The organism is Azospirillum sp. Sh1, assembly GCF_008365135.1.
Classification (GTDB): domain Bacteria; phylum Pseudomonadota; class Alphaproteobacteria; order Azospirillales; family Azospirillaceae; genus Azospirillum; species Azospirillum oryzae.
The window spans coordinates 20424-32706 of sequence record NZ_VTTK01000008.1; the positions used below are offsets into that span (position 1 = coordinate 20424).

10 protein-coding genes are annotated in these 12283 nt (G+C 66.9%); 5 read left to right on the plus strand and 5 right to left on the minus strand.

The genetic code is table 11. From position 1 onward, the window contains the following. Positions 1-113 precede the first annotated feature (113 nt). Entirely contained in the window at positions 114-311 is a 198-nt protein-coding gene (locus tag FZ029_RS10280; protein ID WP_149198826.1) for a hypothetical protein, read from the minus strand. A gap of 169 nt (positions 312-480) precedes the next feature. Here FZ029_RS10280 and FZ029_RS10285 point away from each other — a divergent pair, with 169 nt between their 5' ends. Then, a complete protein-coding gene (locus FZ029_RS10285) occupies positions 481-771 on the plus strand; it encodes a ribbon-helix-helix domain-containing protein (protein WP_149269165.1) in 291 nt (96 codons plus the stop codon). Positions 772-813: 42 nt separating this feature from the next. Here FZ029_RS10285 and FZ029_RS10290 read toward each other — a convergent pair whose 3' ends face one another. Together FZ029_RS10290 and ilvD are read right to left on the minus strand one after the other, a co-directional pair. Further along, positions 814-3942 (minus strand): adenylate/guanylate cyclase domain-containing protein, encoded by a 3129-nt coding sequence (locus FZ029_RS10290; RefSeq protein ID WP_149269166.1) that lies wholly within the window; start codon positions 3940-3942, stop codon positions 814-816. Positions 3943-4181: 239 nt separating this feature from the next. Beyond that, complete coding sequence (gene ilvD, locus FZ029_RS10295; RefSeq protein ID WP_149198823.1) at positions 4182-6047, minus strand: dihydroxy-acid dehydratase; 1866 nt, start codon at positions 6045-6047, stop codon at positions 4182-4184. 266 nt (positions 6048-6313) lie between these two features. On the opposite strand from ilvD, the gene FZ029_RS10300 reads away from it, so the two are divergent. The 3 genes from FZ029_RS10300 to FZ029_RS10310 are packed head-to-tail and all read left to right on the plus strand — an operon-like array spanning position 6314 to position 9525. Continuing rightward, the gene (locus FZ029_RS10300; RefSeq protein WP_247892247.1) at positions 6314-6778 is read left to right on the plus strand and encodes a MarR family transcriptional regulator; all 465 of its coding nucleotides are present in this window, start codon (positions 6314-6316) and stop codon (positions 6776-6778) included. A gap of 34 nt (positions 6779-6812) precedes the next feature. Beyond that, entirely contained in the window at positions 6813-7937 is a 1125-nt protein-coding gene (locus tag FZ029_RS10305) for an HlyD family secretion protein (RefSeq protein ID WP_149269168.1), read from the plus strand. Between the two features lie 43 nt (positions 7938-7980). Then, positions 7981-9525 carry a DHA2 family efflux MFS transporter permease subunit gene (locus FZ029_RS10310; protein ID WP_149269169.1) on the plus strand — a complete coding sequence of 515 codons (1545 nt, stop codon included), beginning with the start codon at positions 7981-7983 and terminating at the stop codon, positions 9523-9525. Positions 9526-9538: 13 nt separating this feature from the next. Here FZ029_RS10310 and FZ029_RS10315 read toward each other — a convergent pair whose 3' ends face one another. Then, positions 9539-9883: a four-helix bundle copper-binding protein gene (locus FZ029_RS10315; protein WP_149269170.1), complete on the minus strand. Its 345-nt coding sequence runs from the start codon at positions 9881-9883 to the stop codon at positions 9539-9541. A 91-nt stretch (positions 9884-9974) separates the two neighbouring features. Continuing rightward, positions 9975-10412 (minus strand): DUF2934 domain-containing protein, encoded by a 438-nt coding sequence (locus tag FZ029_RS10320; RefSeq protein ID WP_149269171.1) that lies wholly within the window; start codon positions 10410-10412, stop codon positions 9975-9977. Positions 10413-10647: 235 nt separating this feature from the next. Here FZ029_RS10320 and FZ029_RS10325 point away from each other — a divergent pair, with 235 nt between their 5' ends. Continuing rightward, positions 10648-12273, plus strand: a complete 1626-nt coding sequence (locus FZ029_RS10325; protein ID WP_149269172.1) for a phospholipid carrier-dependent glycosyltransferase — start codon at positions 10648-10650, stop codon at positions 12271-12273. Positions 12274-12283 lie beyond the last annotated feature (10 nt).

Below are 12283 nucleotides of genomic sequence, written 5' to 3' on the forward strand. Positions count from 1 at the left end.
GTCCGGGGCGGAGGAGAATCGAGAGGGCGCGTCCCGTTCCCGGGTCCGTGGCCGGTCAGCACCTGAAGCGGCGCTGGTGGCCACGGTCCGAAGAACCGGAACCGGGAACCCGATCAGGCGCCCGGGGTGATCAGGATACGGGCGGCTTCGTGGTCGGAGGACTGGAAGCCGGCGCGGTCGCCGGAACGGATGTGGGTGCGGGCGGTGGCGATGGCGCTGTCGGCAACCTCGGACACGCCATGCGCGGTCACGGCATAGAGACGGCCATCGGCGCCACGGATCATGGAAGCCTGGGAGATCGAAACGTTCATGGAGCTAATCCTTCAAGTGTGCGGTGACGGGCAAACTCTTCACATTCGAAGGGATGTTCGGCTGTGAAAAATTTCACAGTGCCGGTTATGCATCTGGAATTAGACAGAAGGGCAGACAGCGTCATGCCTCGTGCGATGCTGTCCCACAGCACACGGGAGGAGTGGGGCCATGTTCATTCAAAAGAAGGCTGTTGATCACATGCCTGGCATAATCGATCTCAGCGCCTTGATGACTTGGCCTACGGTGGTGTCGCGTACAATTCCGTTGCCTGATCGGCGCGCCCGCCTTCGTTTGGAGGCTGTGGTTTGGAGCGGATTGGACGATATTGCCCGTAAAGAACGCAGGCCTGTTCAGGAGCTTTGTCGGGAAGTGGATGCATTGCGGCCATCAAGCACGCCACTGACAAGTGCTATTCGCAACTACGTTCTCGATTATTACCGACAGGCTGAATCTCGTTGATTGTCGGATCGTAGCAGTTTTCCTTTCGGTATAACCTTGAAATCAGAAAACAGTAATTGGATTTTTTCGTTTAGCGCATCTTGCTGCGACGCGAGACATTAATAAACTGCGCGCTTCCTGCTCTGCCTGTGCCAACATTTGAGTTGCGTAGGCGTTGCCACCACTTTGGATAAATGTAGCCTCGGCTTCAAGAGCGCGCGCTTTTATAAGATAACCATCTCTGCCGGTTCTTTTTGCGGAATCCTGTACAAGAAGCGCTTGATGCAGAGCTGCCGGCACGTCACCAGTTAACAAGCATGTCTCGCCAAACCAGATATGAACTTGGTGGATGTAAGCATTTCCGCCTTCTCTGCGAGCAGAAAGCAAAGACTCCTTAAGTAAATGTAAGCCGTCTGATCTCCGGCCGCAATGAACTTGTGCATAACCAGTGGCACCAAGTAGAAAAGCTCTGTGGAGCTTCGAGTTGGTCGTGCCGCAGAGTTCCAGCGCCATCTCCAAGTGAGGTAGAGCGCTAACATGATTGTCGAGCAGGAGATGCACCAGACCTAAGTGTTCGAGTGCAAATAGTCTTGAAAAGTTATGTGCACTAACTTCGGCAGCTTCCACCGCACTTAGAGCAATGGAATTTGCCTCGACCTCGTAGCCCATTTCAGCAAAACTGCGAGCTAGGTTTGCGAGCACTCCGACTTCACCGATGGTGGCAAGCCCGAATCGCTCCCGAGGCTGGGCGCCTGTGAGCATCTTGCGCGCCATTCCGAGAATGCGGCAACTGTCACTGAAACGACCTTTCTCGGCCAGAACACCGCCATACCGAACCAGAAGCTGGATGCGGGTGTTTAGATCAAATTTGCCGTTGTCCGCTCCCAGACCCTGCTCGCTGTACTGAATGGCTTGGTCGATGTTTCCATGCGCCCATTCCGTTGCGGCCATCATCGAAGATGCCCGCGCGTAGCGTCGTGTGTCCGATATGACCAGGGAGAGTTGCCGAGCCTGTTCCAATGGATGAGCAGCGTCAGTGAGCCCGCGCGGAAGATTGGCGCGTGCCAGGGCGATGGAGCCGTCAATCCGACGCAACCGGTTGCGCGGCGTGTCCGGGCAGCGGTCAAGCGCAGTCAAGGCGTTCCGGTAATGCCGGCTCGCGTCCTCTAACCGCGAGCGCAGCTCCGCCCGCACGCCGGCACGCCGGCCGAACAGGTGTGCTGCCGCCCAGCTTTCCGCCTTGAAGGCGTGGTGGGCCAGCAGGTCCAGGCGGTTGGGCAGGTCGGCGTCGCGGCGGTGGCGCAGCGCCTCCAGCACGCGGGCATGAAGCGCCCGGCGGTCGGACTTCGTCAGGGTGGCGTAGGCGACCTCTTGGATCAGCGCGTGCTTGAAGGAATACTCCAGGTTGGGCAGCAGGCGGGTGCGCAGCACGAAGCCGGCGCGCTCCAGATAGGCCAGCGTGTCGGACAGGACCGGCATGGGCAGGCAGGTCAACGCCTGCAGCAGCCCGGCATCGAAGGTGGTTCCGATCACGGCGGCATTCATCAGCAGCCGGCGCCGCTCCAGCGTCATCAGGTCCATGCGCTCGCCAAGCAGCGCATGCAGCGTGCGCGGCAGCTTGTCGACCACCAGCGGGTCGATCAGCCGGTAGGATCCCGGCGTGCCTTCGATGGCGTTGGCTGTCTCCAGCGTGCGCAGAACCTCTTCCAGATAGAGCGGAACGCCCTGGCAGCGGGTGGCGACCTGGGCCTTCAACTCCACCAGCGACCAGTCCGGCCCCAGCCAATGGGCCAGGAAACTCTGCACCTGATCCGGCGACAGCATACCCAATTCCATGCGCCGCGCGCCCGGCCGGCCGTTCCAGCCCTGCTCCCGCGATTCCGGCCCCAGCGGCGGCGGTCGCCGGGTGGCGAGCAGCAACAGGCGCGACCCGGACCCCGGCAGTGCTTCCGCCAGCCGATCCAGCAGCCGCACCATCACCGGCCGCGCCCAATGCGCATCCTCGACCAGGACCAGCAGCGGCCGGCCCACGACCCCCTCGCCATCGGTCTCGGCGCCATCATGCGTTGGAACCGGAGCCGCGAGTTCAAGCGTCGCCCCCACCAGGCCTTCGATGCCCAGCGACAGGCGTTGCGCCGCATCAAGGCCGCTCCACAGCGGGTCGAGCCCCGGCAGGCCGAACAGCGCCCGCACGGCGTCGCCCGCCAGCGAACCGGAGCGGCGGCCTGCGGCCTCGCACACCCAGCCGACGCCTTCCTCGCTGGCACGGCCCGCCACCTGCTCCGCCAGGCTCAGCGCCACCGCTTCGAGGTCGTCGGGATCGGCCAGACGGCGGATCGGCATCTGCGGCCATTGCAGCAGAGTCCAGCGCCGGCTGCGGGGATCGCGCAGAAACTCCCCCACCAGCCGCGACTTGCCAATTCCGGCATCCCCCTGCAGCAGAAGCTGGGCGGGTGCCCCGGCCTCCACCGAATCGGCGATGGCGAACAGGGTCGCCACCTCCTGCTCGCGGCCGACATAGGGGGCGTCGGTGGCGGACAGCAGGTCGGTGGCGGTGCGGCGGACGGCGCGGGCTCCGTCGAGCAGGAAGGCCGGCATCGGCTCCACCTCGTCGGACAAACGCAGGCTTCCCATCGGGCGCGCCGTCACGCCGACCGGGATCAGGTCCAGCGTGTCGCGGCTGAGCTGAGCGGTGTCGGAGGCGGCGCGCTGCTGCAGCTTGGCGGCCATGTGCACGCATTCACCGACGGCACGATAGTCGGTCCACAGGCCGTTGGTCACCACATGGGTCACGGCGTCGCCGGAACTGATGCCGATGCGGATCTGGAAAAGCGGCCTTCCATGTTCGTCGCGGGTTGCGCTGAGGATGTCCTGGGCAGCCAGGCAGGCGCGCAGGGCATGGTCCTCCTTGGCGCCGGGGGCGCCGAAGGTCGCCAGGAAACCATCGCCCAGCATCTGCGTAACCGTGCCTTCGAAACGCGGCACCGCCTCCGTCACGCGATCCAGGATGGAGAGGAGCAGGTCGTCGGCATCCTCCGGATCACGGCCGGCCACGATGGCGGAGGAGCGGACGATGTCGACGAACATCGCCGTTACCACCTTGCGCTCGCGCGGCTTGTCGCCCGGCAGGCGTGATGCCTCCTGCCAAGGACGGCCTTCGTCCGTCGCTGTGCCCAACATGGTGTCCGCCATGTCCGCCCCCTTTGCGGAATTCGCGTTGGCATATTAGAGCATGCAATTCGAATTTTGCGAACATCCGAGCGATGTATCGCCCTAAGATTTTCGCGCAGGCGGAAGCCAACATATCGGTGTATGTAATTCGGGGCAAAAAGAAAGCGCCGCGACTTGCGCGGCGCCTTGATTGTTACTTGTGATGAATATCCGCTGTGCCTGACTCGGTCGCGGTTGACGCTGGCCGGAGTCAACCCGGCTCAGCGTCGGACGGCGATGTTCTCCACCTGGGACACGTCGCGCACGGCGCCGCGGTCGGCACTGGTCGTCAAGGCGGCATAGGCGCGGAGCGCCGGGGAAACCACGCGGTCGCGGCTGGCCGGCTTCCAGGCATCCACACCCTTGGCGTTCATCGCATCGCGGCGGCGCTGCATCTCCTGGTCATCGACGGCGAGGCGGATGATGCGGTTGGGGATGTCGATCTCGATGCGGTCGCCGTCCTGCACCAGCCCGATGGCGCCGCCCTGCGCCGCTTCCGGCGAGACATGGCCGATCGAAAGCCCCGACGTGCCGCCGGAGAAACGACCGTCGGTGACCAGTGCGCAGGCCTTGCCCAGCCCCTTCGACTTCAGGTAGCTGGTCGGGTACAGCATTTCCTGCATGCCGGGGCCGCCGCGCGGACCCTCGTAGCGGATGACCACCACCTCGCCCGCCTTGACCACATCGCCCAGGATGCCGGCGACGGCGTCGTCCTGGCTTTCGAAGACGCGGGCCGGCCCGGCGAAGACGAGGTTGGAGGCATCGACGCCCGCCGTCTTCACGATGCAGCCGTTCTCCGCGATGTTGCCGTACAGAACGGCGAGGCCGCCGTCCTGGCTGAAGGCGTTTTCGGCCTTGCGGATCACGCCCTTCTCCCGGTCGAGGTCCAGTTCCGGCCAGCGGCGCTCCTGGCTGAAGGGCACGACGGTCGGGATGCCGCCGGGGGCGGCGCGATACAGGGTGTGGACGGACTGGTCCTGGGTGCGCATCACGTCCCAACGGTCCAGCGCGTCACCCAGCGTCGGGGCATGGACGGTGGGGGCTTCGCGGTTCAGCAGGCCGGCGCGGTCCAGTTCGCCCAGGATGCCGAAGATGCCGCCGGCACGGTGCACGTCCTCGATATGGACGTCGGCCACCGCCGGGGCGACCTTGCAGACGTTGGGGACGTGGCGCGACAGCCGGTCGATGTCGGCCATCGTGAAGTCGATGCCGCCTTCCTGCGCCGCGGCCAGGATGTGCAGGACGGTGTTGGTCGAGCCGCCCATGGCGATGTCGAGCGTCATCGCATTCTCGAACGCCGCCTTGCTGGCGATCCCGCGCGGCAGGGCGGTGGCGTCCTCCTCCTGATACCAGCGGCGGCAGAGATCGACGGCGAGGCGGCCGGCGGCGAGGAACAGCTCCTTGCGGTCGGCGTGGGTCGCCAGGATGGTGCCGTTGCCGGGCAGCGACAGGCCCAGCGCCTCGGTCAGGCAGTTCATCGAGTTGGCGGTGAACATGCCGGAGCAGGAGCCGCAGGTCGGGCAGGATCCGCGCTCCATCTCCGCCGCCTCTTCATCGGAGACGGTCGGGTCGGCGGCGGCGACCATGGCGTCGATCAGGTCGACCGACTTGACCTTGCCGCGCCACTTGACCTTGCCGGCCTCCATCGGGCCGCCGGAGACGAAGACCGCCGGGATGTTGAGACGCATCGCGGCCATCAGCATACCGGGCGTGATCTTGTCGCAGTTGGAGATGCAGACCAGCGCGTCGGCGCAGTGCGCGTTCGCCATGTACTCCACCGCGTCGGCGATCAACTCGCGCGAGGGCAGGCTGTACAGCATGCCGCCATGGCCCATGGCGATGCCGTCATCCACCGCGATGGTGTTGAACTCCTTCGCCACGCCGCCGGCCTTCTCGATCTCGCGGGCGACCAACTGGCCCAGATCCTTCAGGTGGACGTGTCCCGGTACGAACTGGGTGAAGGAATTGGCGATGGCGATGATCGGCTTGCCGAAATCGCCGTCCTTCATGCCGGTCGCCCGCCACAGGCCGCGCGCGCCCGCCATGTTGCGGCCGTGGGTGGAGGTGCGGGAACGGTAGTGCGGCATGGATCGGTCCTCAGCTGGTCGATTCGGGCGAGTTGGCGAAAGGAATGGAACGAAACGGGTGGGCACCTTAGCAATCTCCTGTCGCGCGCGCCAGAGGCGCGATCCCGTCGCGGAGGCCTGAGACGCGACATCGGCGTGGCCCTGCCATGCACGCCGCGAGGATTGCCGATGATAAGCAGGCTTATTAATTCATCGAAACCGATAAGCAAGCTTATGATATGCCGATGTCCTCCGCCGCCGATTCCCGCTCTGCAAGCCCCCATTCGATGAGCTTGGGTGCAGTCCTGACCGATACGGCGCGCATGATGCGTGTCCGTTTCGACCAGCGCGCCCGCCATCTCGGCCTGACCCGCGCGCAATGGTCGGTGATCGCCACGCTGGCGCGGAACGAGGGGATCAAGCAGGCGGCTCTGGCCGATCTCCTGGAAATCGAACCGATCACGCTCTGCCGGCAGATCGACCGCATGGAGGAGGGCGGCTGGATCGAGCGCCGTGCCGACCCCACCGACCGGCGTGCCCGCCTGCCGCACCTGACGCCGAAAGCGCATGCGGTGCTGGAGCAGGGCCGGGCGCTCGCCACCGGGATCTATGCGGAGGCGCTGGCCGGTCTGCCGTCCGATGCCGAGGCCAAGCTGGTCGGGATGCTGGCCCACATGCGCGCCAACCTGTCCGACCGCCGGGCTGAACCGGCCGAGAAGACGACTGCCGAGAAAATCGCCGTCAAGGCCTGACGCTTTCCGTTTTTTCCTTCGGGACCCGACCGCTATGACCGCCGTGACCGACCGCGATACCGAAACCCGCCCTGCCGCCAAACCCGTCCGCCGGACGCGCTGGCGCCGCTGGCTGCTGATGGCCGCCTTGCCGTTGCTGGTGGCGGTCGGCGGCGGCTATGAGTATGTGGTCGGCGGACGCTACGTCTCGACCGACAACGCCTATGTCCAGCAGGACAAGGTGACGATCAGCCCGGATGTTTCCGGCCGCATCGTCGAGGTGGCGGTGCGCGAGAACCAGCCGGTCCATCGCGGCGACTTGCTGTTCCGCATCGATGACGAGCCTTACCGGCTGGCGTTGCAGCAGGCGGAAGCCGCGCTGGCGTCGGCCCGGCTGAAGGTGGAGCAGTTGCGCGCCGACCTGGGCGAGGAGCAGGCCAAGCAGGCCGCGGCGGAGGAGAAGGTCGCCTTCGAGCAGCGCGAGTTCCAGCGCCAGCAGGACCTGCTGAAGACCGGCGTCGCCGCACGCGCGACCTATGATTCCGTGCGCCACGACCTGATGGCGGCGCAGCAGGACCTGAACACGGAGAAGCAGGCGGTGGTCAGCGCCCGTGCCGCGCTGGGCGGCGATCCCGACATCCCCACCGACCGCCATCCGATGGTGCTGGAGGCGCTGGCGAAGAAGGCCACGGCGCAGCGCGACCTCGACCATGCCGTGGTGACGGCGCCGGCCGACGGCGTGGTCAGCCAGACCGACCGGCTGCTGGTCGGGCAATATGCCTCGGTCGGGCTGTCGGCGGTCAGTCTGGTGATGAGCGGGTCGAGCTGGGTCGAGGCGAACTTCAAGGAAACCGACCTGACCCATATGGCGGTCGGCCAGACCGCGACCGTGGTGCTCGACGCCTATTCCGGACGCACCCTGACCGCCCATGTCGAGAGCATCGGCGCCGGCACCGGATCGGAGTTCTCGGTTCTGCCCGCCCAGAACGCCACCGGCAATTGGGTGAAGGTGGTGCAGCGCGTGCCGGTCCGTCTGCGCATAGACGGGACGGATGGCGATCAGTCGGGGGCCGCAGGCGTGCCGCTGCGCACCGGCCTGAGCGCCGAGGTGGAGGTCGACACCCATTACAGCCGGCCGCTGCCCGGCGTGATCGGCAACGCGGTCGCGGCGATCCGGTAAGGCCTTCAGCCCCCACCAACCGACAATCATCCGCAGGCATTCCATGGCCGCCAGCCAATCCCCTGCCGCCCCGCATGAGGTGAAGCATCGCGGCATGATCACCGTGTCGATCATGCTCGCCACCATCATGCAGGTGCTGGACACCACCATCGCCAACGTCGCCTTGCCCAGCATGCAGGGCAGCCTGGGGGCGGCGCAGGACACCATCACCTGGGTGCTGACCTCCTATATCGTGGCGGCGGCCATCGCGACGCCGGCCACCGGCTGGATGGCCGACCGGTTCGGGCGCAAGCGGCTGTTCCTGATCGCAGTGGCGGGCTTCACCGCCGCGTCGGTGCTGTGCGGGCTGGCCGGCAGCCTGACGCAGATGGTGGCCTTCCGGCTGGTGCAGGGTATCTTCGGCGCGGCCCTGGTGCCGCTGTCGCAGTCGGTGCTGCTGGACATCAACCCCAAGGAGCGGCATGGACAGGCGATGGCGCTATGGGGCGCCGGCATCATGGTCGGTCCCATCGCCGGGCCGACGCTGGGCGGCTGGCTGACCGACAGCTTCAGCTGGCGCTGGGTCTTCTACATCAACCTGCCGGTTGGGCTGCTCGCCTTCTTCGGCATGCTGGTCTTCCTGCACGAGACCAAGGGCCGGCAGCGCGGCTTCGATTTCTTCGGCTTCGCCATGCTGGGACTGGCGGTCGGCGCCTTCCAGATGCTGCTGGACCGCGGCGAGCAGCTGGACTGGTTCGGCGCGACCGAAATCTGGATCGAGACGGCGCTGGCCGCCTGCGCCTTCTGGATCTTCGCCATCCACATCGCCACCGCCCACGGCAACACGAAGACCGAGCCCTTCATCGACCCGGCGCTGCTGCGCGACCGCAACTTCGTCACCGGCCTGATCCTGATCTTCGTGATCGGCGTGATCCTGCTGGCGACCATGGCGCTGCTGCCGCCGATGCTGCAGAACCTGCTGGGTTACCCGACGGTCACCACGGGGCTGGTGCTGGCGCCGCGCGGCGTCGGCACGATGATCTCGATGCTGATGGTGGGACGGCTGGTGCGCAGGGTGGACGCGCGGCTGCTGATCCTGGCGGGGGTGCTGCTGACCAGCTGGTCGCTGTGGTACATGACCGGCTTCGCCATCGTGATGGACCGCGAGCCGATCATCGTCAGCGGCGTGGTGCAGGGGCTGGGTTTGGGGCTGGTCTTCGTGCCGCTCAGCACCATCGCCTTCGCCACGCTGGAGCCGCGGCTGCGCACCGACGCCGCCAGCCTGTTCAGTCTGGTCCGCAACCTGGGCAGCAGCGTCGGCATCTCGGTGGTGATGACCCTGCTGTCGCAGAACACCCAGGTCAACCACGCCAGCCTGTCCGCGCATCTGACGCCGTTCTCCCAGGCGATGACGGAGCAGGTCACCGCCTCGCCTCAGGCGCTGGCGGTGCTGAACGCCCAGGTCACGCAGCAGGCGGCGATGATCGCCTACATCGACGATTTCAAGCTGATGATGTACGTCGCGCTGCTGGTGATCCCGATGCTGCTGCTGCTCCGGCGGCCGAAGGCCGGGGCTCCGGCGCCGGAGGACGCGGCGGTGATGGAGTAGAGTGGGAGCCGGATCAGGCGGCCATGCTCGACATCGACCGGCAGCTTTCGGCGCAGCGGCGGCACATCTCGGCGCACCGCTTCATCATGGAGTCGTCGGCCATGCGGTCGCAGTCGTCGGCACAGGCGGCGCAGATCTCGGCGCAGGCGCCGCAGGTGAGGTGGTGGAAGCGGGAGCCGCGGGTCATGAAATCCGCGCTGGTGCGGCAGATGTCGACGCAGTCCAGCAGCAGACGGATATGCCCGGCCTCCGCATGCGCACCGCCCTTGGTCAGGCAATGTGCGACGGTTTCCAGGCAGATCGTGTGGCAGTCGGTGCAGTTGCGGATGCAGTCGTCCATCGACGGCGTACCGGCCATGACAGGTCCTCCGGAGAAGATTGCAGGATCGACCTGACAACCGGCTCCGGGGCCGCAGGGTTCCGCCGGTGGAAGGAAGAGCGGACTGGGGTCAGTCGGCAGAGGCGCTCTTGCCGCCGTCCTTTTTCGGGCTGCGCGGAGACTTGGCGGTGGTCGCCTTGGCGGTGGTCTTTCCGGCTGTCGCCTTGGGGGCATCCTCGGTCTTCGGCTTGGCCGTGGCCGGCTTGGTCTTCGCGGACTTGGCGGGGGCGGATTTGGCGCCATCCGCCGGGGTGCTCGCGACTTCGGACAGGGATTCGGCGGCAGCGCGGGTGCTCTTGCCGGCGGCCTTGGAGGTGGCCTTGGAGATGGGGGCCTTCTTGCGCGATCCGGCGGCCTTTTCCGTCGGCTCCAGTGCGCCGGCGCCGCGGATTTCCGCTTCCGCCTGGGTCCAATGGTCGGAATCGCGGCCGTGCGGACGGCCCTCGCTCTCCCACAATTCGTGGGCGCGGCGTCGGATACGCTCCAGGATATCGTCGGTATCGGCCATCGAGTCCCCCATGTGTCTGTCCGGCATTTGTCCGCCCGGCGCGTCTGCCATACCGTATTTTGTGGCAGCGACCCGCCGACGTTGCAAAGCCACTCGTGCGAGGCACCACGAAAGAGGCGGAGACTCCCGACTCCGCCGTTCCATGAGGGCAACACCGCAGGATCGCACTGGTTCCCAATCGCTCATTTCCGTGCCACAAGGCGCCCGCCGACCTGAACCGTGAGCCGCGCGAATCATGACGCCTGCACCTTCCATCGCCCGTCCCTCCCTGCTCGACCGTGCCGCGGCGGCGCCCTGGTGGCTGCTGTGCCTGGGGCTGGCCGCGGCGATGGCGCTGTCGGTATTGCTGGTCGGGTTCCGGCTGCCTTACTGGGTGCATTCGGACCAGGATCTGGTGCTGGCCTATCATGGGCTGCTGTTCGGCGATGGGCTGCCGCAGGAATATTTCGACCATCCCGGCTACGGCTATTTCCTGGTGATCGACGTCTGGTACCGGCTTCTGCATGCTGTCGGGCTGCTGCCGGTCGCCACGCTCTCGGCCTTGCCGCCGGGCAGCGACGTGGCGGCGACGCAGGCGGTCTGGCAGTCGCTGGTCCAGGCCGGGCGGGCGCTGTCGATCCTGCTGACCGCCGCCTTCGCCGTCAGCTATGCCACGCTGCTGCGCGGGCTGCTGGGCGACCGGCGGGTGGCGCTGCTGGCCGGCGTTCTGCTGGCCTTCGGCGTCGGGCTGACGGCGCAGGGGCGGCAGATGCGCACCGACCTGCTGTCGGCCGGCTTCGTCGTGCTGGGGCTGCTGCTGGTCCTGCGGGCGGTGCGGCCGGCCGAGGGCAGGCCGTGCGGCGGCGCGTCGCTGCTGCAGCTGGCACTGGGCGGGCTGCTGGTCGGGCTGGCCATGGTGACCAAGGTGCAGGCGGTGTTCCTGGCGATGGGGCTGCCGGTGGCGGCGATCCTGTTCGGGCGACGGGCGGAGCCGGAAACCGCTCCGGGACCGGCCTGGGGCACGGCGGCCGTGGTCGGGCTGCTGGCGGCAGCGGCGGCGGTGCCGGCCTTCGGGCTGATCCAGGCCGGGCTGGCCGGCTGGGGACGCGCGGTTTATCCCTACACTCCCGTTGGCGGCGGGCTGTCGGGCGGCGGGTACCAGAGCATTGTCGCCGGCTGGGTGCTGGTCGGCATCCTGGTCCATGCGGTGGTGCATCGGGTGCCCCCGGCCCGCGCGGTGGCCGGGGCGGCGGCGGTGCTGCTGGGGCTGGCGGTCGGGCTGCTGGCGCTCGACATCCGCTGGAACGAGCAGAACGCCATCGCCGTGGCGAACTTCGTCGAGCACATGTTCGTCTTCTCCTCCTGGCGGCACGGGGCGGAGCTTCAGGGACAGGGCAACGTGGTGGGGCAGGGGACGCTGGCGCTTCTGCTGGCCGGCATCGGCCGCACGCTGGCGATCCGCACCATCGTCCTGCACCCCGACAACATCCCGCAGACCATCGTCGTGGAGTGGTTCGCCCTGGCCGGGGCGGTGGTGTTGTGGCGGAAGGGGGAAAGGTTGGCCGCGGTGCAGGCGCTGTTCCTGCTGCTGGTCGCCTGGGGGCTGGAGGCGCTGTTCTCGCTGCGCGGTTTCCAGCGCGCCTATGCCGCCTACACCGACCCGCTGGCGATCCTGTCCGCCGCCTGGGTGCTGGCGCGGATGCCGGGGCTGCTGGACCGGACCAAGCCGCGGCGCTGGATCCTGGGCGGAGTGGCGCTGGTGGTGGTGGCGGCCCATGCCTGGCCGATCATCGAGACCCGGAAGCTGCCGAACCCGGCAACCCATTGCGAGTGGATCCCGATCTACATGCCCAAGGTGGCACCGTTTCCCTTCTGTCATTAGGCCCCTTCTG